General features: G+C 72.1%; 16 protein-coding genes. 10 read left to right on the forward strand and 6 right to left on the reverse strand.

Annotated features, from left to right (window positions below):
* Nucleotides 1-133 precede the first annotated feature (133 nt).
* The 5 genes from ACZ55A_RS13075 (at nt 134) to mscL (ending at nt 6,291) form a co-directional block, all read left to right on the forward strand.
* Nucleotides 134-1,648, forward strand: a complete 1,515-nt coding sequence (locus ACZ55A_RS13075; protein WP_468839133.1) for a potassium/proton antiporter — start codon at nt 134-136, stop codon at nt 1,646-1,648.
* A gap of 330 nt (nt 1,649-1,978) precedes the next feature.
* Complete coding sequence (locus tag ACZ55A_RS13080) at nt 1,979-3,268, forward strand: MFS transporter (protein WP_468838450.1); 1,290 nt, start codon at nt 1,979-1,981, stop codon at nt 3,266-3,268.
* Between the two features lie 195 nt (nt 3,269-3,463).
* Nucleotides 3,464-3,796, forward strand: coding sequence for an FmdB family zinc ribbon protein (locus ACZ55A_RS13085; protein WP_468838452.1), 333 nt, complete (start codon nt 3,464-3,466; stop codon nt 3,794-3,796).
* A 304-nt stretch (nt 3,797-4,100) separates the two neighbouring features.
* Complete coding sequence (locus tag ACZ55A_RS13090) at nt 4,101-4,934, forward strand: S-methyl-5'-thioadenosine phosphorylase (RefSeq protein ID WP_468838454.1); 834 nt, start codon at nt 4,101-4,103, stop codon at nt 4,932-4,934.
* An 847-nt stretch (nt 4,935-5,781) separates the two neighbouring features.
* Nucleotides 5,782-6,291 (forward strand): large conductance mechanosensitive channel protein MscL, encoded by a 510-nt coding sequence (mscL, locus tag ACZ55A_RS13095; protein WP_468838457.1) that lies wholly within the window; start codon nt 5,782-5,784, stop codon nt 6,289-6,291.
* 40 nt (nt 6,292-6,331) lie between these two features.
* Here mscL and ACZ55A_RS13100 read toward each other — a convergent pair whose 3' ends face one another.
* The 3 genes from ACZ55A_RS13100 to ACZ55A_RS13110 form a co-directional block, all read right to left on the reverse strand.
* Complete coding sequence (locus ACZ55A_RS13100; RefSeq protein WP_468839172.1) at nt 6,332-6,679, reverse strand: hypothetical protein; 348 nt, start codon at nt 6,677-6,679, stop codon at nt 6,332-6,334.
* Between the two features lie 704 nt (nt 6,680-7,383).
* Complete coding sequence (locus tag ACZ55A_RS13105) at nt 7,384-8,097, reverse strand: hypothetical protein (protein WP_468838460.1); 714 nt, start codon at nt 8,095-8,097, stop codon at nt 7,384-7,386.
* 140 nt (nt 8,098-8,237) lie between these two features.
* Nucleotides 8,238-8,783 carry an AMP-binding protein gene (locus ACZ55A_RS13110; protein ID WP_468838463.1) on the reverse strand — a complete coding sequence of 182 codons (546 nt, stop codon included), beginning with the start codon at nt 8,781-8,783 and terminating at the stop codon, nt 8,238-8,240.
* A 240-nt stretch (nt 8,784-9,023) separates the two neighbouring features.
* Between ACZ55A_RS13110 and ACZ55A_RS13115 the strand changes: the two genes are divergently transcribed.
* Nucleotides 9,024-10,502, forward strand: a complete 1,479-nt coding sequence (locus ACZ55A_RS13115) for an MFS transporter (protein ID WP_468838466.1) — start codon at nt 9,024-9,026, stop codon at nt 10,500-10,502.
* Nucleotides 10,503-10,783: 281 nt separating this feature from the next.
* Here the strand turns inward: ACZ55A_RS13115 and ACZ55A_RS13120 are convergent, their stop codons facing one another.
* Entirely contained in the window at nt 10,784-12,172 is a 1,389-nt protein-coding gene (locus tag ACZ55A_RS13120; protein WP_468838469.1) for a rhodanese-like domain-containing protein, read from the reverse strand.
* A 436-nt stretch (nt 12,173-12,608) separates the two neighbouring features.
* On the opposite strand from ACZ55A_RS13120, the gene ACZ55A_RS13125 reads away from it, so the two are divergent.
* The 3 genes from ACZ55A_RS13125 to ACZ55A_RS13135 are packed head-to-tail and all read left to right on the forward strand — an operon-like array spanning nt 12,609 to nt 15,830.
* Complete coding sequence (locus ACZ55A_RS13125) at nt 12,609-13,502, forward strand: GntR family transcriptional regulator (protein ID WP_468838472.1); 894 nt, start codon at nt 12,609-12,611, stop codon at nt 13,500-13,502.
* A gap of 19 nt (nt 13,503-13,521) precedes the next feature.
* Nucleotides 13,522-14,586, forward strand: coding sequence for a sulfite exporter TauE/SafE family protein (locus ACZ55A_RS13130; protein ID WP_468838475.1), 1,065 nt, complete (start codon nt 13,522-13,524; stop codon nt 14,584-14,586).
* A 26-nt stretch (nt 14,587-14,612) separates the two neighbouring features.
* On the forward strand, nt 14,613-15,830 hold the full coding sequence (locus ACZ55A_RS13135; RefSeq protein ID WP_468838478.1) for an NAD(P)/FAD-dependent oxidoreductase: 1,218 nt from the start codon (nt 14,613-14,615) through the stop codon (nt 15,828-15,830).
* A 410-nt stretch (nt 15,831-16,240) separates the two neighbouring features.
* On the opposite strand, the gene ACZ55A_RS13140 is transcribed toward ACZ55A_RS13135, so the two are convergent.
* Nucleotides 16,241-17,407: a MerR family transcriptional regulator gene (locus tag ACZ55A_RS13140; RefSeq protein ID WP_468838481.1), complete on the reverse strand. Its 1,167-nt coding sequence runs from the start codon at nt 17,405-17,407 to the stop codon at nt 16,241-16,243.
* Nucleotides 17,408-17,651: 244 nt separating this feature from the next.
* Nucleotides 17,652-19,181, reverse strand: a complete 1,530-nt coding sequence (locus ACZ55A_RS13145; RefSeq protein ID WP_468838484.1) for an amidohydrolase — start codon at nt 19,179-19,181, stop codon at nt 17,652-17,654.
* 264 nt (nt 19,182-19,445) lie between these two features.
* Between ACZ55A_RS13145 and ACZ55A_RS13150 the strand changes: the two genes are divergently transcribed.
* A complete protein-coding gene (locus tag ACZ55A_RS13150) occupies nt 19,446-20,477 on the forward strand; it encodes a methyltransferase (RefSeq protein WP_468838487.1) in 1,032 nt (343 codons plus the stop codon).
* Nucleotides 20,478-20,515: the final 38 nt, after the last annotated feature.

Raw genomic sequence — 20,515 nt, forward strand, 5'->3', positions numbered from 1 at the left:
ACCCCTACGCGGAGTCAGAGCCAGCACTTCCAAGATTCAAGCAATGGTAAATTGTTAGTCTCAGTAACTAGATAAGGTAAGGAAAGGCCACCCCAAAGCCACCGACCGGACCCGAGCGAGGAAGGACCAGCTCCTGACTGTCGACCACCTCAATCAACTCCTGCTGATCTGCTCGCTCGTCCTGCTCATCGCGGTTGCCGCAGTACGGGTCTCGTCGCGCAGCGGGCTCCCCAGCCTGCTCATTTATCTGGGGATCGGCGTCGCCATAGGGCAGGACGGCCTCGGTGGCGTCATCTTCGACAACGCGGAGCTGACCCAACTCCTCGGCTATGCCGCGCTGGTCGTGATCCTCGCCGAGGGCGGCCTGGGCACCAAATGGAAAGAGATCAAACCGGCCCTTCCTCAGGCGGCGGCGCTCTCGACGGCCGGCGTCGCGGTGAGCGTGGGGGTCACCGCGGCCGGAGCGCACTATCTGGCAGGACTGGACTGGCGCCAGGCGCTGCTGATCGGCGCCGTGGTCTCCTCCACGGACGCCGCGGCGGTCTTCTCCGTCCTGCGCAGTGTGCCGCTGCCGTCGCGTCTGACGGGTGTTCTGGAAGCCGAATCCGGCTTCAACGACGCCCCGGTGGTCATCCTCGTCGTCGCCTTCTCCACCGCAGGACCGGTCGACCCGTGGTACGTCCTGCTCGGCACGATCGCCCTGGAGCTGGCGATCGGCGCCGCCATCGGCCTGGCCATCGGCTGGCTCGGCGCCTACGGGATGCGGCATGTGGCACTGCCCGCCTCCGGTCTCTACCCGATCGCCGTCATGGCCATCGCGGTCTCCGCCTACGCGGCCGGCGCCCTGGCCCACGGCTCCGGCTTCCTCGCCGTCTACCTGGCCGCGATGATCCTCGGCAACGCAAAACTGCCGCACGCACCGGCCACCCGCGGCTTCGCCGAGGGCGTGGGCTGGATCGGCCAGATCGGCATGTTCGTCCTGCTGGGCCTGCTGGTCACCCCGCACAAGCTGCTCGACGACATCGTGCCCGCGCTGCTCATCGGCATGATCCTCACCCTGGTGGCCCGCCCGACGTCCGTCTTCGCCGCGCTGCTGCCGTTCCGGGTGCCCTGGCGGGAGAAGACCCTGCTGTCGTGGGCCGGGCTGCGCGGTGCGGTCCCCATCGTGCTGGCCACCATCCCGATGGTCACCGACGTCCCCGGCAGCCAGTCGGTCTTCAACATCGTCTTCGTGCTTGTCGTCGTCTACACCCTGGTCCAGGGCCCCACCCTGCCGTGGCTGGCCAAGCGGCTGGACCTGGGCGACGGCGAGGAGCCCGCCGACCTGGGCATCGAGTCGGCACCCCTGGAGCGGCTGCGCGGCCACCTGCTGTCCACGTCCATCGGGCCGGCCTCGCGGATGCACGGTGTCGAGGTCGGCGAGCTGCGGATGCCCGCGGGGGCCGCGGTCACCCTCGTCGTCCGGGACGGCTCCAGCTTCGTCCCCTCGCCGACGACGGTGCTGCGGCGCGGCGACGAGCTGCTGGTGGTCGCCACCGACCCGGTGCGCGACGCGGCCGAACGCCGCCTTCAGGCGGTCTCCAGGGGCGGCAAGCTGGCCGGCTGGCTGGGCACCGACGGCGCCCCGCGGCGCCCCCGCGGGCACTAACCGGCCGCGGCCGTGCGGGATCCGGGGCAAGCACCGGGAATGTGCTGCAAATCTCCATGGATCCCAGGGAAAACCACAAGAAGCCCTGGTTAATCCCAGGGCCTCGCACCCGCCGGCCTGTAGTATGAAGAGCGAACAACTACGAACCAACTCTGCCTGATGCAGAGCTGGCGCGACCGCTCGGCGGCCGCGGTCCCCTGCCACACGCAGCCACCTCTCGGGGTGCGGACCACGCGGTATCACTCGGTCCTGCGCGAGAGGACAGCTCTCGGCGCGTTCCCGTGACGACCTCGCGGGCGGCGCGCTACCAGGCGGCAGAAAGGCCCGGCCGTGGCATCCGCGGTCAAGGATTCCCGTCCCGGTTACGGACAACTGCTCCGCACCCCTGGTGCATGGACGTTCCTGCTGCCCGGCTTTCTGGCCCGGCAGCCCTTCGCGATGCTGACGATCGGCATCGTGCTGCTCGTCGAATCCACCACCGGCTCCTACGGGACCGCCGGTGCGGTCTCCGCCGCCACCGGTGTCTCGATGGCGCTGTTCGCCCCGCAGAACGGCAAGCTCGCCGACCGCTTCGGGCAGCGCGCGGTGCTGATCCCCGGCGTACTGGTGCACGTCGCCGGTGTCTCGGCGCTGATCGCGCTGGCCCTCTCCCACGCGCCCCTGTGGGCGCTGCTCGCGGTGGCGGTCCCCACGGGCGCCTCGACCCCGCAGGTCGGCCCGATGGTGCGGGCCCGCTGGGCCTCCCAGCTCGGCGGCAGCCCGCTGATGCCGACGGCCGCCGCCTTCGAGTCGGTCACCGACGAGTTCACCTTCGTCGTCGGTCCGGTGCTGGCCACCGCGCTGTGCACCGGCATCCACCCGGCTGCCGGGCTGCTCGCCGAGGCCGCGCTGACGCTGGCCGGCGGGCTGCTGTTCGCCTCCCAGAAGCGCAGCCAGCCGCCGGTGCACCAGGACGCCTCCGGCGACCGGCCGCGCGTCTCGGCGCTGTCGGTGCCCGGCGTACGCGTACTGATCGTGGCGTTCCTCGGCATCGGCGCCGTCTTCGGCGGTATGCAGGTCTCGCTGACGGCATTCACCCAGCACATCGGACAGCCCGGCATCAACGGCGTCCTCTACGGGATCTTCGCCGGCGGCAACATGCTCGCCGGCATCGCCTGCGGCGCCATCGCCTGGAAGGTCGGCCCGCGCCGCCGGCTGCTGGTCGCCTACGGGCTGCTGGCACTGGCCACCACCCCGCTGTGGGCGGTCACCGCGGTGCCGCTGCTGGGCGCCGTCGGCCTGATGGTCGGCCTGTGCATCGCCCCGGCCCTGATCACCGGCTACACGCTGGTCGAGTCCCTGGTCCCGGCCACCGCCCGTACCGAGGCCTTCACCTGGCTGACCGGCGCCGTCGCACTGGGCCAGGCGTCCGCCGCCACCTCCGCCGGCCAGCTGGCCGACCACTTCGGGCCGAGCACCGGTTTCCTGGTGCCGCTGGCCGGAACGGCACTGGCCCTGACGGTCCTCCTGGCACTCCGCGCGCACCTGCTGCCGCGCTCCTCGACCCTGCTCACCACCCAGAGCTCCGCCACCGCCGGCACGGCCGCCGAGGGCCGCGAACGGGAGCTGGCGAACGCGTGAGCCGAGCGGGGCGGACGCGGAGCCGGACGTGGAGTCGAGAGCCGGCCCGGACGTCGGGTCGGACGTCGGGTCGGACTTCGGGTCGGACGTGGAGTCGGTCACCCGAAGGCCGGTCGCAGTGGACTGGCGCGCCGGAATACTGCAATATGGAGCGTCGTTAGCACTCATCGAGTGAGAGTGCCAGGAGGAAGTCAAGTGCCGACCTACCAGTACCAGTGCACCGAGTGCGGCGAGGGCCTCGAGGCGGTGCAGAAGTTCACCGACGATGCGCTCACGGAGTGCCCGAGCTGCAACGGACGCCTCAAGAAGGTGTTCTCCGCGGTCGGCATCGTCTTCAAGGGATCCGGCTTCTACCGCAACGACAGCCGTGGCGCGTCGTCCAGCAGCAGCCCCGCGAAGAGCTCCGGGTCGAGCACCACGTCCTCCTCCGACTCCGCCGGCTCCTCGTCGAGCAGCTCCGACACCAAGTCGGCCACCCCGGCCGCGTCGTCCTCCAGCAGCACGTCGAGCACCAGCTCCGCCGCCTGAGCTGCCCACCCGTACCACTTCACCGGGCCCCGTCGTCATCAACTGACGACGGGGCCCGGCGCTTCTCGCGCCTTACGGAGACCGGCCGTGTCCACGCGGGTGCTCTACGACTCAGGTGTCCACGCGGGCGCTCCACGACTCGCTCACGTCAAGCCTCAAGCCTCCTGACCCGCCCGGGCCTTACGTGACGCCGCCTCCTGACTCGCTCGGGCGGGTGCCCTACGCCTTACGACTTTCTTGCGTCCTGCTCGCATCCCCACAACCGGCCGTCGCCGCGGCGGCCCGTCCCGCTAGGGTGACCGCCATGGCTGACGCGGAAATAGGTGTTATCGGCGGTTCGGGGTTCTACTCCTTCCTCGACGACGTGACCGAGATCACGGTGGACACCCCCTACGGTGCCCCCAGCGACTCGGTGTTCCTCGGAGAGATCGCCGGCCGCCAGGTGGCGTTCCTGCCCCGGCACGGCCGCGGCCACCACCTCCCGCCGCACCGCATCAACTACCGCGCCAACCTGTGGGCGCTGCGCTCGCTCGGCGTACGCCAGGTCCTCGGCCCGTGCGCAGTGGGCGGTCTGCGCCCCGAGTACGGCCCCGGCACGCTCCTGGTCCCCGACCAGCTCGTCGACCGCACCAAGGCCCGCCCGCAGACCTACTTCGACGGCGAACCGCTCCCCGACGGGAGCATCCCCAACGTCGTCCACCTCACCTTCGCCGACCCGTACTGCCCCACCGGCCGCCGGGCGGCCCTCGCCTCGGCCCGCGGCCGTGACTGGGAGCCGGTCGACGGCGGCACCCTCGTCGTCATCGAAGGCCCCCGCTTCTCGACCCGCGCCGAATCACGCTGGCACGCCGCCCAGGGCTGGTCGGTGGTCGGGATGACCGGCCACCCCGAAGCCGTCCTGGCTCGCGAACTGAGCCTGTGCTACACCTCGTTGACGCTGGTCACCGACCTGGACGCGGGCACCGAGACCGGTGACGGCGTCTCCCACGAAGAAGTCCTCAGCGTCTTCTCCCAGAACGTCGGCCGGCTGCGCGAGGTCCTCTTCGACGCGGTCGCCGCCCTCCCTGACAGCACGGCCCGCGACTGCCTGTGCGCCAACGCCCACGCGGGCTGGGATCTGGGCATCGAGCTGCCGTAACGCCTCGGCCCCGCCGCACTCGGCCTCCCCCTCGTGGGTGGCCGAGTTATCCACAAAGGCGGGGTTGTGCACAGCCCGGAGCGGGCGCGAGCGAACTGCGGCACGGTGGTGATCGCCGGATCATCCACAGCCCTCCAACCCGAGGCGGTGCCCACCCATGCCCCACACCAACCCCTCCCCCTCCCGCCCTGAGGCGCCCTCCACCTCCGTGCCCGCGTGGGCCTCACAGGCGCGCCCCCCGTCCCACACAAACCCCGCCTCACAAACGCGGCCCACCCCGCCCTCCCTCACCGCTCCCCGCCTCCATCCCCGTATCCCCCTCATCGACACGGAATCGGACCTCTCCCCACCACTCCCCACGCCCCCACCGTGTGAAGTGCCCCACTTTGCTCCGGTACGGGCCGGTGGCGGCAGGCTCCACGGAGGACGGGGCGGCCGGCGGCGCCTGGTGGCCGCCGGCCTGGCGATGGCCGCCGCAGCACTGGCCGGCGGCGCCTCGTACGGTGCCGTACGCACCGCTCCCGCGGCGGGCTGCCCGTCGGCGGCGGCGCCGGAAGGGCGATGATCATGCTCCAAGATCGAGTGGCGTCGCCCCGGGCCTCACGCCAGACTGCTGCGAGTGGCGGGGCACCTGCCGCGCGCCAATGGAGGCGCGCCCACCGCACCGGTACCGCCGAATCCGTCGGTCCCCTCGACCGGACCCACCCCCTCCGCCAGATCCGCACCGCGGCCCTGGCCGATCGCCGGTTCGTGTTGCGCGACTGGACATCCCTGCCCCGCCCTGCCGTAAGTTGCGGTGCTGATTGTTGGTGCACCGTCCGTAGTGAGCGTGGAAAGAGGCTGTCAGGTGAGCGAGAGCAAGGGCGTCCTTCAGGGATTCAAGGATTTCCTGATGCGCGGCAACGTCATCGAACTCGCGGTTGCGGTCGTCGTCGGTGCGGCGTTCACCAACATCGTGAATGCCGTGGTCAAGGGCGTCATCAACCCGATCATCGGTGCCCTGGGCTCGCAGAACCTCGACAATTACAAGGCCTGCCTCACGTCCTGCCACACCGACAAGAAGACGGGCCAGTTCACCGACGGCATCTACGTTCTCTGGGGCTCGGTGGTCAGCGCGGCGCTGACTTTCCTGATCACCGCCGCGGTCGTCTACTTCCTCATGATCCTTCCGATGAACAAGTGGAAGGATCGCCAGGCGGCCAGGAAGCCGGCCGAGGACACCCCGGCAAGTCTCACCGAGGTCGAGCTGCTCACCGAGATCCGCGACGCACTGATCGCCCAGCGCCTCGCCTCCCCCACCATGCCCTCCACCGGCTCGGGCACCATCGGCGCCCAGCGGACCCAGGCTCAGGACTAGCGGGCGTCAGCGGCCGGCCCATGCCGCCCTGTCGCCTCACTCAGAGGTGGTGGGGCGGCTTTTCGTCGAGGAAACGGGCGAGGTCGGCGGCGCTGTCGCTACCGGCGGGCCGCTCTCCCCAGCCGCGGTCGGTGTCGTCCGAGGACTGCTGGCTCAGCGGATCGTCGAAGATCAGGCGCGCGGCGGAGGGGGTGGGCGCGGGACGCGCGGCAGACGCGGCCTCGGATACGTCAGCCCGGCCGCGATCGGAACCGGGACCGGCGTCGGGGTCGGGGGCGGGGCCGGTGCCGGGATTGCGGTCGCGGACGTCGTCGCCGTCTCGGACGTCGTCGCCGTCGAAGGCAGCCTCGGGCCCTGGGGTCCGCTCGGATTCGGGGGTGGTGCTCACCCCTCCAGGGTACGGGCGAGCCGGATGTGCCCCCTGGCCGACAGGGGTCCCGTAGATCCCTTCGCCCGTAGAACGCCTCGGCAGCTGCGCGGCTGCCTCCGGCCGGCGGCCCGTTGTCGGTGGGCGACTGTACGTTCGGCCCCTCCGGCTCGCACCACGCGCCACCGCAGACGGGCGACCACTGCCTCGAGCTACCACCTGCACCATCGCGCCGTACCGGTAGCCGAGATCCGCGACGATCATGCTGCCCTAACGGTGCATGGCGCCTGCCCGCACCTCTACAGCGGGCGCATCATCAATCACCCGACGGCTCCCGGCCGCGCTTCATGATCCTCACCCCGGCAGAGACCCGGACGGCAGCGGACTTGCACGCCGGCACGGGCCAACTCGCCCTGTGTACGGCCGGACTCCTCGACCGGTTCCACGCGCTCGCCCGTAAGGCCCGTTCCTGGTCCTGGTCCTAGTGGCCCTTGTCGTGGGTGGGTATGGGGTGCGGGCGCTGGCCGTCGCGGGGCCGGGTCGGTGGGCTCTGCGAGCCATGACCGCGCCTGCGGGGGCGGCCCCGGTCGGTTCCGGGGAGCGGATGACGAGGGTGCGCGTGCGCGTGCTCATCGGGCGGCATGGGGCAGCGCCTTCCTGTGGGGGGCGGTGTTATTGGTGGGTGCCGCGGGTTCTGGCCTGGCTGAGCGGCGGTTGGGGTCCGGTCATGTGAAGTTCCGTGCCAGGGGGGTGAGATGGGCGTCGCCGTGTAGCGGGCGGGCCCTTAGGTGTCGCCACAGCGGCGATCCGGCTTGTGCGATGACGAAGGCGGCGGCGAGGCCGAGGCAGGGGCCGTGGAACAGGGCCCGGCCGAGGGCGTCGGAGAGTTGACGCCGAACACGGCTTTGAAGCACCGGAGTCGCACTGCGTAGTCGGGTACGGCGCCGGTTGCCGCGGTGCAGGTGAGCCATTCCCCAGGTGAGCGGGAAGGTGCGCGGAGAGGCGACCGGGGAGGTGAGCGGGGAGGTGACGAACGCGGCGGGGATGCGGCCGCCGGAGAGGAGTTGGCGGGCGGGCCTGCGGGCGTTCGAGGGGGCGCCGGGGGTTCTTCTCCGGGAGCCGAGGATGTGGCGTGGCGGTCGGTCGGCGGCTGGGTCGCGGGTCCGGAGGGTGGAGCGGCGGGCGACGCCGAAGGTGAGGCAGACCGTGGCCACGGCGCAGGGGAGCAGTGCGTAGGGAAGCAGCGCGGAGGGGAGCCGTGCGGAGTCGTCGACGTTCCGCGGTATGTGGCTGGCCAGGATGGTGGCGGTGAGCAGCAGGGGTGCGGCGGTCGTGGCCACCAGCGTCGCGCCGACGGCCGGTGACCTCGGCCGGGAGGGCATCGCCGTTACCGCCGACGTGGTGTCCGGGGCGGTTGGGGCGTCCGAGGCGTGTCGCACGGACACCACGCTAGGCACCCATGAGGCCAATTGCCCGTTTTATGGCCTTAGTGGGTGAGGGATGGCGGTGAGGGATAGCGGTGAGGTACGTCGTGAGATGACGGGTGAGGTGGTGGGCCAGGGGCGGTGCGTGCGGCCGGTCAGCGGTGGGCCGTCATGCCGTTCAGCGCCTCGTGCCACCACAGGTCGCGGCCCGGCTTCCAGGAGACCGGTCGCGAGCACCGGTTCACCACCAGCACCTTCCGCTGTGACGCGCCCCCCGCGGCCGCGCCTCGCGCCAGTGCATGGTCGAGCAGCGGCTTCACCGGCCGTACTGCCCCGTCCCAGAACGCCGCATCCGCCGTGATCACCACCCGGGCATCCGACTCCCGGGTCCGGGCGACCAGTTCGGGCACGGTCAGCGAGACCGGCAGCGTGGTACGTATCGCGTCCAGCCGGCCGCAGGCGAGCGTGGCGATCACCGACTCCGGGACCAGTGGCAGATGCACCGCGACCCGGTCGCCGGCCCGCACGCCGAGTCTGGTGAGCGCCGCTGCGGCCCGTTTGGCCTGGTCGAGGAGCATTCCATGGGTCAGCTCCTCCAGACGTCCTGGCTCCCCGGTCCAGGTGAGGGCGATCCGCGACGCGTCCGGCTCTTGAACTTCCCGGGCGTCATCTGCATGCTCTGAGATCACACTGCGCAACATGCGGACCAGCATGACGATCATCGATCAACGTTCGCTGAACGTCCGCTTTACGGGGCCGGCGCCCGCCCCTTCCCGCACCGCGGCCCTCAGGGCTCCTTAGCGAGTTCCCTGCGGCGAGTCCCTGCGGCCCTCAAAGGGTCTGCCCGCTTCTGGTGCACTCCATCCCTCCTCTCCCCACCTGTTTCGTCTTTTCTTCGCATGCCTTGTGCGAGAGGGCCTGTGAGATTGAGAGGTGCGCCCATGCCCGTAACACCGAAACCCGTACCGCATCCGACCCCGAGGCCGGGACGGCGCCCATGGGCCGCCCGCCGCCCGCGCTCCCGTCCACGCCCACGCCCCCGCCCGCGCCCGCAGGCTTTCTGGGCGCAGGCCGGTGTCGCCACGGCCGCGTTCTGCGTCCAGTTGGACTCCTTCGCGCTGAACGCCGCGCTGCCCGTCATCCGCGCCGACCTGCACGGCTCCCCGGCCGCCACGCCCTGGGTCGTCAGCGGCTACCTCCTTGCCGCCGGTTCGCTGATGCCGGTCGCCGGGCGACTCGGCGACCTCTACGGGCGACGCCGGCTGCTGACCCTGGGGCTGGCGCTCTTCGCCGCCTCCGCCACGTTGTGTGCACTCGCACCCTCGCTGCCGCTCCTGGTGGCGGCGCGGATCTTACAAGGCGCGGGCGGCGCGCTGATCATGCCCGCCGGTCTGGCGCTGCTGACGAACACCTGCACATCGGGGCGGGGACAGCGGGCGCTGGGGACGGCCCTGGGGCTGGCCGGACTGGCCACCGTCTGCGGGCCGTTCCTCGGTGGCGCGCTCGCCGAGTCCGTCTCCTGGCGGGCCGTCTTCTGGCTTACGGTGCCGCTGTGCGGGGCCTCCGCATGGTGCGTGTGCCGCACGGCCGAGTCGCGCGACCCGGAGGCGGGGCGGTTCCCCCTCGACCGCACCGGTGCTGTCACCTCCACCGGCGCGCCGGCCTGTCTGGCCCGCTGGCTGGAGTACCCCGCGTCCTGGGGCTGGGCGGTGGCCGCGGCAGCGCTGGGCGCGCTGTTCGTCCGGGCCGAACGCCGCGCCCCTGCCCCGCTGGTGGACCTGACGTTGTTCCGTAATCGTCCGTACATGGCGCTGACGGCGGCGGGCGCGGTCGCCAACTCCGCGACCGTGGCCCTGTTGTACGCGGTCCCACTGCTGCTCCAACGGGGCCACGGGTGGTCGGCGTTGGGCTCCGGGGTTGCCTTTGTCGCTCCTGCGGTCGCGCTGGCGGTTGGCGGGCCGTGGGCCGGCCGGGTGCGGGCCGCGGCGGCGGTGCCGGTGATGGCGCTCTGCCTGTCTGCCGCCGCGGCGGGGCTGTGGACCACCGGGCAGGGTGCGGGGCCGGCCGCCCTGCTGTTGTCGTCGACGGCGGCCGGGGTGGCGCTGGGCGTGGCCGGTGCGCTGGCCCTGACCGGCACGCAGGCGGTCGTACGGCGCGAGCGGGCGGGCGAGGCGTCCGGGGTGACCAAGGCCGTGATGACGGCCACGGCGGGGGTCGGGCTCACGTTGGTCGGGGCGGACGGAGGTACGGGCGGTGGCGCGGGTCTTCCGGCGTTCCACCCGTCGCTCGCCCTCCCTGCCGCCGCCTGCCTGCTCGCCGCCGCGGCGCTCGGGCTCGTAGGCGTTCTGGGGCGTGCGCGCGGCGGCCCGGGTCAGGGAGCAGCCGACGGGAGCAGTCGACGGGGCGGGGCCCGGCCCTGATGAGGGGCAGGGCATGAGGAGGGCCAAGGCCTGATGAGGGCCAGAGGCCGGCGAGGGGCAGGACCTTGGTGAGGGGTGCCCGGATGGGAGGCAGGCTCTGGGGCGAGACGAGGCGAGGCGAGGCGAAATTCGACGGGGCGCGGGGCCCGGGGCGCGGGGCGCGGCCGCGAGCCCCGGGTGCCCGCATGCAGTCGTCCCGTACGCCCGCGTGGCATCGTCTCGTACGCCCGCGCGCCGTCGTCCCGTACGTACGCCCGCGTGCAGGCGTCCCCTGCGCGTCCTCACCCCACTCCCGCGCCACTCCCCGTTGATGCCATCGCCTCGAATCCCCCCACCACATCGCACACCTCGCCGAACCCGCGCGCCTCCAGCAGCGCTGCCGCGATCACCGAACGGTTGCCGCTGCGGCAGTAGAGGACGACGGGACGGGCCGGGTCCAGTTCGGTGATGCGGTCGGGGAGGGTGGCCAACGGGATGCTGTGGGCGCCGGGCAGGGCGCCCGCCTCGTATTCGGCGGGGTTGCGCACGTCGACCACCTGGGCGTGGGCCGGCAGGTCGTCGTCGTGCTGGATGCGGTGGCTGTGCCGGACGAGTTCCGGTGCGCTGTCCAATACGGCGGCGGGGTCGGGCAGATGGCCGATGACGTGGTCGTAGCCGATGCGGGCGAGGCGCAGCCGGGCCTCTTTCTCGGCGCCGGGCTCGGCGAGCAGCACGATCGGGGTGCCCGGGGCGACCACGCTGCCGGCGTACTCCGCGAACCGGGTGTCCAGGCTCGTGTGGAGCGAGCCGGACAGATGCGCGCGGGTGTAGGCGGCGAGCGGGCGGCAGTCGAGGAGGGCGGCGCCTTGCCGGTCGCGGGCGGTGAGCGCTTCCTGAAGGGTGAGGACGGGCAGCGGGGCGGCGTCCAGGAGGGGGTGGCCGTCCCGGTTGAGGGCCGCGTCGTGGGCGAAGTAACCGGGGGTGGCGGGCTGTCCGGCGGTGACCAGCCGGACGAATTGCGCCTCCGGCATGGGCTGTAGGGCGTAGTTGAGGCGGCGCTGGTCGCCGATGGTGGAGCTGGTCTCGGTGGAGAGGCTACGGCCGCAGGCCGAGCCGGCGCCGTGTGCGGGGAAGACCCGGGTCGCGTCCGGGAGAACCATGAGTTTGGTGTGCAGGGAGCGATGCAGGCGGGCGGCCATCTCCTCCGGGGAGTGCCCGGCCGCGGAGAGCAGGTCGGGGCGCCCGACATCGCCGACGAAGAGGGTGTCGCCGGTCAGCACGCCGAACGGCACGTCGTCGTCGGGGCGTTCATGGACGACCAAGCAGATGGACTCCAGGGTGTGGCCGGGGGTGGCGAGGACGGTGAGGGTGACCCCTTCGTCGTCGCGCTCCCCCAGGGAGATGCGCTCGCCGTCCCGTAACCGCCTTATGGGGAAGCCGGTTTCGGCGGCCTCCCCGAAGGCGATGGTGGCTCCGGTGGCCCGGGCGAGTTCGAGATGGCCGGAGAGGAAGTCGGCGTGAACGTGGGTCTCGATGACGAGCTCGATACGCAGTCCGGCGGCGTCCGCGTCGTGCAGGTAGTCGTCGATGTCGCGGCGCGGGTCGACGAGGACGGCGCGTCCGCTGGTCTGGTCGCCGATCAGATACGACGCCTGGGAGAGGCAGTCGAGGTAGTACTGCGCGAAGTGCACGGTCGGCCTCCGGGAGAGGTGGGCGGGCGCCAGGCACGGCGGTTGGTGTCCGCTCGGGTGGGGTGCGTTGTGCGGATGCACGGATGTACGTACATTATGGATCCGGGTAGGCGGGCGACAAGCCGGGAGCCCTCCGTCGCCGGGTGGTTCGGGCTTCGGCCGAGCGGCTTGATTGGCGGTGGGGCTTGATGGCTGGTCAGCTTGATTGTTGAGGTCAGGTTGATTGATACCGGCCTGATTGCTGGTCGGGTTGTTGGCCGGTCGGCTTAGTTGGCCGGTGGGCTTGTTGGCCGGTCGGCTTGGCTGCCGGTCGGCTTGATGGCCTGTCGGCGGATTTGGCCTTCCCTCAGGCGAGGCGAGGCCCGATCGCCACCCAGTACCGATACCGCGTACCCCGTAGCCCGTAGCCCGTAAGCAGCCCGCGGAGGAACCCGCCATGACGACCGAGGCGCCGGACGGCGCACCCGGCGCGCACGCCCCGCGCCCCCTCGACCGGCGCTCACCGCTCCCCCTCTGGGCGCAGCTCTTCGCGGATCTGCGCCGCCGGATGGAAGCAGGCGCGTTCACCGAGGAGTTCCCGGCCGAGCACCGGCTCACGGCCGAGTACGAGGTCAGTCGGCACACCGTCCGCGAGGCGCTGCGCAAACTCCGCGCCGACGGTCTGGTGATCGCCGAACGCGGGCGCGCCAGCCGCCTGGACACCCGCCGCATACAGCAGCCGCTGGGCTCGCTGTACAGCCTCTTCCGCGATCTGGAGGGCCAGGGCGTGGAGCAGCGCAGCGAGGTGCTGCGGCTGGAGCGGACCGCGGACGCCACGGTCGCGGGACAGCTGGGGCTGGTCCCGGACGCGCCGCTGGTCGTACTGGAGCGACTGCGGCTGGCGGACGGCGAACCGCTCGCCCACGACACCGCCTATCTGCCCGCCGAGATCGCCGAACCCCTGCTGAAGGCCGACTTCGGGCACACCTCGCTCTACGGCGAACTGTCGCGGCGCTGCGCGGTGAAGGTCACCGGCGGCCAGGAGCGGATTCATCCCTTCCTGCCGGACATCCGGCAGGCGTGGCTGCTGGGGCTGGCCGACCGGGAGGCGGCGTTCGCCATCGCGCGGCTGGGGCGGGCCGGTGAGCGGCCGGTGGAGTGGCGCGAGACGGTGGTACGGGGTGACCGCTTCACCTTCGTCGCCGAGTGGTCCGACGACACCCCGGCCGTCGCCCTCGCGCCGCGTGCCGCAGCCCCGGCCCTGGCCCCGGCTCCGGCCGCTGCCTCCGCCGCTGATCCGGGCCCGGCCCCGGCTGCCTTTCCGCCCGCGGCCTCGTGTACGTCCTCGTAGCGTGTCCGTCCTCTTAGCCGTGACGGCACTGCCGTGCGGACTGCTGATCGGGCTGCTGCTGGGGGCGCTCGGCGGCGGCGGATCGGTACTGGCGATGCCCGCGCTGGTGTATCTGCTGGGGCAGTCGCCGCATGAGGCGACAGCGGGCGCGCTGGTCGTCGTCGCGGTGGGCGCGGTGCCCGGGCTCGTCTGCCATGCCCGCGCGGGCCGGGTCCGTTGGGCGGCCGGCGTGGCCTTCGGGGCACTGGGGACGGCCGGCAGCTACCTCGGCTCCCGTTGGAGCGCAGCACTGTCGCCGCACGTCCTGATGGCCGCTTTCGCCGTGCTGATGCTCGTGGTGGCGGCGATGCTGGTGTTACGGGGGCGGCGCGAGCGGCGGACGACGGAGGCCACGCCGGTACGGAACACGGAGGCCACGCCAGTACGGAAGACGAAGGCCACGCCGGTACGGAAGACGGAGCCCACGCCGGTACGGAACCGGACGGGGAGAGCAGAACCCGCTGTACCGACCCCAACGGGAGAACTTGTACCGGCCCCCACGGGAGAATCCGTATCGGCCCCCACGGGGGAACCCGTACCGACCCCCACCGAGAAGCCCGTACCGACCCCTGCGGGGGAACCTGTACGGAATCCCACCGGGAAGCCCGTAGCGACCCCCGCGGGGGAACCCGTACGGAATCCCACCGGGAGGGCGGCGCCCCGGGGTGCCCGTAAGGGGTCCCCGCTCCGCATCGCGGTCACCGCCTCCGCCGTCGGCCTGCTCACCGGCTTCTTCGGGGTCGGCGGCGGCTTTGTCGTCGTACCGGCCCTCACCCTGGTCCTGGGCCTGGAGATGCCCGTCGCGATAGGCACCTCCCTCCTCGTCATCCTCATCAACTCGCTCACCGCGCTGGGCACTCGGGTCGGCACCACCGCGCTGGACTGGCCCCTGCTGGCCGGTTTCGCAGCCTGCGCGGCGGTCGGCAGCCACCTGGGCCAGCGCCTCACCACCCGTATGCGCCCTCAGACCCTGACCGCGGCCTTCGCCTCCCTCGTCACGGTCCTCGCCGTGATCATGGCGGCGGCCGCCGTCCCGCACCTGTAGTCCCACCACCCTCCAGGAGGAACCGCATGACGTCCCCGACCGCCGCCGCCCCGTCCCACCACCAGATCCTGATCGTGGGCGGCGGCACCGCGGGCATCACCGTCGCTGCCCGCTTACGCCGTGCCGGCATCCGCGGCATCACCCTGCTGGAGCCTGCCGAAACACACTGGTACCAGCCCCTGTGGACGCTGGTGGGCGGCGGCCAGGCCCCGCTGCGTGCCGCACTGCGCACCGAGGCGGACGTGATACCGCCCGGCGTGCGCTGGCTGCGCGAGCGCGCCACCGCCGTCGATCCGGCCGCCCGTACGGTCACCACCGCCTCCGGCCGGGTCCTCTCCTACGGGCGGCTGGTCCTGGCGCCCGGCCTACAGCTGGACTGGGACGGCGTACCCGGCCTGGCCCAGGCCCTCGGGCACGGCGGGGTGAGCAGCAACTACCGGCCCGATCTCGCCCCTCTCACCTGGCAGTTGATCCGCCGGATGCGCCGCGGCACGGCGCTGTTCACCATGCCGTCCGGGCCGGTGAAGTGCGGTGGCGCCCCGCAGAAGATCGCCTATTTGGCGGCCGACTACTGGCGCAAGCGCGGCGTGCTGGGCTCGATCCGCACCATCCTGGTGCTCCCTGAGCCCACCATGTTCAAGGTGCCGGTCTTCGACCAGGCGCTGACCGAGACGGCCCGGCGGTACGGCATCGAGGTGCGGCTGAGCTCGGAGATGACCAGCCTGGACGGCGCGGCGCAGACGGCGGTGATCACCGATCACACCACCGGGAAGGACGAGACCGTCCACTACGACCTGCTGCACGCCGTACCGCCCCAGCGCGCCCCCGAGTGGCTGGCCGACGGCCCGCTCGCCGATCCTCAATCCCCTTACGGGTACGTCGCGTCGGACCGCGAAACCCTTCAGCACCCTGATTTCCCCCAGATCTTCGTGCTCGGCGACGTCGCCAACCTGCCGACGTCCAAGACCGGTGCCGCGATCCGCAAGCAGGCTCCGGTGGTCGTGGACAACCTCCTCGCCGGCCTCCGCGGCCGCCCCGCCCACGCCCGTTACGACGGCTACACCTCCTGCCCCCTGGTCACCGCCCGCCACAAGATGCTGCTCGCCGAGTTCGACTACGACCTCCGCCCCACCCCCTCCTTCCCCTTCATCGACACCACCCGCGAACGCACCGACATGTGGTTCCTCAAGCGCTACGGCCTGCCGCAGCTCTACTTCAAGGGGATGCTGAAGGGGTTGGCGTAGTACAACGCGTGTGACCGCTGGGGGCGGCAATAACGCCTGCGTCCGCTCGGGGCGGCGTAACGCGCGTAACCGCTGGGAGTTGGCGTAACGGGCGTCCTCGATGGGGGTCGGCGTAACGGACCGGGGTGGGCGTGGTCTTGCCCAGGGCCGGCCTGGTCTGTTCCTGGACCGACGTGGCCTGCCCCCGGACTGGCATGGTCTGCTCCGCGGACCGGCGTGGTCTGCCCCGGACCGGCGTGGCTGCGCCGCGGAGCAGGCCACGCCGGCATACGTCGGCATATCGACGGCCCCCGCGGGGCAGGCCCATGCAAGGGATGTTCGCCACCCCTAGGGGCCATTCCCTACGGCTGTGTCTCGCCGGCGGCCCTACCGGCTGCCCGGCCTACCAGCCCTAGGCCGCCTAGGCCGCCCTACGCGTCCTCCACCGCCACCACGTCCCCCACCGCACACCCCACGTTGTCCGGTGCTCCCGCCTCATGGGCCAGGGTGATCAGGGTCGTTATGGCCTGTTCGGGGGTGTCAGCGGCGGACAGTACGCCCTGGATCGTCTCCGGCGGGACCACGCCGGTCAGGCCGTCGGTGCAGAGCAAATAGCGCTCTCCGGGGCGGGCGTCCAGGAGTTGGAGGTCGGGGGCGAACTCGGTGCTCCCGTCGAGGGCGCGCAGGAGCTGGGCGCGCTGGGGGTGGGACGGGGCCTCCTCGGGGGTGAGTCGGCCCTCGTCGATGAGGGACTGCACGAGGCTGTGGTCATGGGTGATGCGGAAGAGGCCGGAGTCACGCAGAACATAGGCGCGTGAGTCGCCGATGTGCAGCAGGCCCAGGCGGGAGCCGGAGCGGAGCAGGGCGGTGAGGGTGCTGCCGGTGGCCTCGTCGGCTGACGGGGCCGGTGGGGCGGCGTGGTTGGCGCGGTGGGCCGCTACCTCCAGTGCCGTCAGCAGGTCCTCGGCGACGTTCGTGGAGGACTCCGCAGAGAGCCCCGCAGAGGTCCCCGTAGTGGTCTCCGTAGAGGTCCCCGTAGTGGTCAGGGGTGTGTCTTCCAGCTGCTTGAGCGCGTTGACGGCGGCGGTCGCGGCGTAGGCACCGCTCGGGCCGTAGCCGTCTGCGACGGCAAGCAGGCGAGGGCCCGCGTAGGCGACGTCCTGGTTGGACGGGCGTACCAGCCCGCGGTCCGTACGGGCGGCGAAGCGCAGGGTCACGGGGGTGGGCGATGCGGTCATGGCGGTGTCCTTCCGCTGGAGCTGGTCGACGAGGAAGGCGGCCAGGTCGCGGCGGGCCGCGGTGTCGGCCTCGACCTTCGCCCAGTACGCGCTGACCGCCTCGGCCGCAGCGGTCGGCGACAGTTCGCAGACCTCGCGGATACGGGCCAGCGGCATGCCGAGCCGGCGCAGCCAGGCGACCAGCCGGGCCCGCTCCAACTGGGCCGGCGCGTAGTGGCGGTAGCCGTTGAGCGGGTCGACGCGGGCCGGGGGCAGCAGGCCGAGCTCGTCGTAGAGGCGCAGGGCTTTCGGCGAGAGCCGGGATGCTCGGGCGAACGCGCCGATGGTGAGCAACTCCGCACCGTCCGGCTGCCAGTTCACGCCCGCACCCCCGTTCACCCGTCCCCCTTCGTCCCCTCCGTGCCTGTCCGTCTTCCTCGTACCGGGCACTCAGGGCCCGGCCCCACCGATGCTGGGCCTTCCCCCAAGGACAAGGTCAAAGGGCGAGGTCAAGGGCGGTCAAACAGCAAGGGCACAGACAAGAGGGCGAGCCAGGGAACGGGCAAGCGCCAGCTTCATCGGCCTCGCCGCCCCGGTCACCCACCCGCCGCCGAGCCACCCGCCGTCACCCATCCGCCCCCGAGCCGCCCGACGCCGAGCCACCCACTCCCCCGCCGCCCGTCATCGAGCCGCCCGAAGCAACCTGCGCCGCATCCGACGCCCCTGAATCCGACACACCCGAATCCAACGCCCCCGAATCCGCCGCGGCTCCACCCGGCACCCCCCTCGCCAGCCGATTGAGTGCCCCCGCAGTCAGCGCCTGTACCCCCATCGCGAGTGTGGGCCGGACCACCGGCACGAAGCGTGGTGAGTGGTTGGAGGGAATGTCCTGGACGAGGCGGCCGGTCGCCAGCGCCGCCCGGAATTCCTCCGGGTCCCAGCCGCCCAGCCACCAGTAGTACAGGGGCGCACCGGCGGCGGTCGCCAGGAGGCCGGCGTCCTCGCTGCCGGTGGCCGGTTCGTAGGCGAACAGGCGCTGTTCACCGAAGAGTTCGGCGAACTCCCCATTGACGCCGCGGAGGGTCGCCGCGTCGTTGACGGTGACCGGGAAGGAGTCGAGGAACTCGGTTTCGGGGGCGCGTTCGGCGCCGGAGGCGGTGGCCTCGGCGCGGGCGATCCGGTCGATGGCGGTGAGCACGGCGGTGCGTACGGTCTCGTCGAAGGTGCGGACGCTGAGCCGTACGACGGCCCGGTCGGGGATGACATTGGCGGTGTCGCCGGCGTGGAACGAGCCGACGGTGACCACGACCCGGTCCTTGGGGGCGACCTCGCGGGCCACCACGGACTGCACCCGCTGGACGAACGAGGCCGCCATGAGGATCGGGTCGACGGTGGTCTCGGGGCGGGAGCCGTGGCCGCCGGTGCCGTGGAAGGTGATCTCCAGGCTGTCGGAGGCGGCCATACAGGCACCCGGGCAGTAGGCGATCAGTCCGGCACCGAAGGGGGCGACGTGCTGGGCCAGCACCACGTCCGGCGTAGGCACCAGGCCCTTGCTGTAGAGGCCGGCGTCGAGCATGGCGCGGGCGCCGCTGCCGACCTCCTCGGCGGGCTGGAAGAGCGCGATCAGTGTGCCGGACCAGTGCTCTCGGCCGGCGGCGAGCAGGTCGGCGGCGCCCAGCAGACAGGTGACGTGGACGTCATGACCGCATGCGTGCATCCGGCCGGGGACCGTGGAGGCGTACTCCAGGCCGGAGTTCTCGGTGACGGGCAGCGCGTCCATGTCGGCGCGCAGCAGTACGACCGGGCCCGGGCCGTTGTGCAGGACGCCCACCACGCCGGTGCCGGCGATACCGGTGGTGACCTGGTAGCCGGCGGCGGTCAGCCGGCGGGCGGCCTCGGCCGCGGTACGGGTCTCCTCGAAGCCGAGTTCCGGGTGGCGGTGGAGGTCTTTGTAGAGCGCCTCAAGGTCGGGGAGGCGGTCGTCGAGCGGGGCCAGTACGGCGGCGGGGGTGGCGTCGGGGGTGGCGCGCGAGCCACCGATACGGCCGGCCTCGGCAGCGGGGGCAGCGTCCTCCCCGGCCCGTCCGGTCTTCCCGGCACGCCCGGCCTCCGCGACCCGTCCGGTCTCCCCGGCCCCTCCGGTCTTTCCGTTCATGTCGCTCCCGCTCCCGCTCCCGTCCTCGCCGACGCTTCCGCTCCCGCTCTCGCCCTCGCTGCACCTCTCGCCCATACGGGTATTCGACCATGAACGCCCGCCGGGCATCGAGCTCACGGCCGCCCCCGGGCAGGCCTGCCGCTGGCCGGAGTTGGCGGTTGGTCCTCGCACTGTCCGTGACACCGCAGCCCCAGGCTGCAACCGTGGATCAGCCCGCCTGCGACCGTCGCCCAGCAGGCCCGAGCCGAGGACCGGAGGCTGACGTTGGCCACTTCACCGCATCGACCGATCGATGAGCCGCACGACATCACGGCCCATCTGATGGACCAGGCCATGGGCCATCTCTTCTCCGCCGCCTTACGCACCGCCGCCCGCTACCGCATCGCCGACCACCTCTCCGAGGGGCCGCGTACCGTCGAGCAGCTGGCCGCCGCGACCGGTACCCACGCCCCGCATCTGCGCCGTGTGCTGCGCTATCTCGCCACCCGCGGCCTGTTCCGGGAGGACGCCGCGGGCGCCTACCGGCTGACGCCGGCCGCCAGACCGCTGCGTACCGACGTGCCCGATTCGCTGCACTCCGCCGTGCTGATGATGACCGACGAGCTGTTCCTGCGGACCTCGGCCGCGATGCCGGAGTCGGTTCAGGAGGGCGGTGCGTCCTTCGAGCGGGTCTTCGGTGCGCCGCTCTTCGAGCATCTGACGGCGGATCCGGAGGCCCGCCGGCTCTTCGACGACGGGATGGCGTCGCTGTCCGCCCCGGTGGACGAGGCGGTGGCGGTCACCTACCCCTTCCCCGAGACCGGCACGGTCGTGGACGTCGGCGGTGGGCGCGGCGGGCTGCTGCGCGCCGCACTGCGCCGCCATCCGCAGCTGACCGGTGTGCTCTTCGACCAGGCGCCGCCGCTCTCCCATCACCTGCTGGACGGCGACGAGTTGAAGGGACGGTGGCGTACCGAGGCAGGCGACTTCTTCGTGTCGGTGCCGGAGGGCGGCGATGTCTATGTCCTCAAGCATGTGCTGCACGACTGGCCGGACGACGCCTGCCGGCGCATCCTGCGGACCTGCCGTGCGGCGATGGCGGCGGGCAGCCGGCTGCTGATCATCGACTCCGTGCTGCCGCCGGGCAACGCCCCGCACTTCGGCAAGACCCTGGACGTCGCGATGATGGCGGTGGTCGACGGGCAGGAGCGGACCGCGGAGGAGTTCGCGAACCTGCTGTCGGCGGCCGGTTTCCGGCTGACGCGGGTGCTGCCGACGTCGGCCTTCCCGTCGATCGTGGAAGCGGTCGCCGAGTAACGGCGGCCGTCCGGTGGACGCGGTCGCCGGGCGGCGGA

The sequence above is a fragment of the Streptomyces sp. NPDC034111 genome (assembly GCF_055575375.1).

Excerpts from the sequence above, each read along its gene's own strand:
- ACZ55A_RS13115 (WP_468838466.1), top strand. The coding sequence starts at position 9,024 with ATGCCCGTAACACCGAAACCCGTACCGCATCCGACCCCGAGGCCGGGA.
- ACZ55A_RS13090 (WP_468838454.1), top strand. The coding sequence starts at position 4,101 with ATGGCTGACGCGGAAATAGGTGTTATCGGCGGTTCGGGGTTCTACTCC.
- ACZ55A_RS13145 (WP_468838484.1), bottom strand. The coding sequence starts at position 19,181 with ATGAACGGAAAGACCGGAGGGGCCGGGGAGACCGGACGGGTCGCGGAG.
- ACZ55A_RS13135 (WP_468838478.1), top strand. The coding sequence starts at position 14,613 with ATGACGTCCCCGACCGCCGCCGCCCCGTCCCACCACCAGATCCTGATC.
- ACZ55A_RS13110 (WP_468838463.1), bottom strand. The coding sequence starts at position 8,783 with ATGTTGCGCAGTGTGATCTCAGAGCATGCAGATGACGCCCGGGAAGTT.
- ACZ55A_RS13125 (WP_468838472.1), top strand. The coding sequence starts at position 12,609 with ATGACGACCGAGGCGCCGGACGGCGCACCCGGCGCGCACGCCCCGCGC.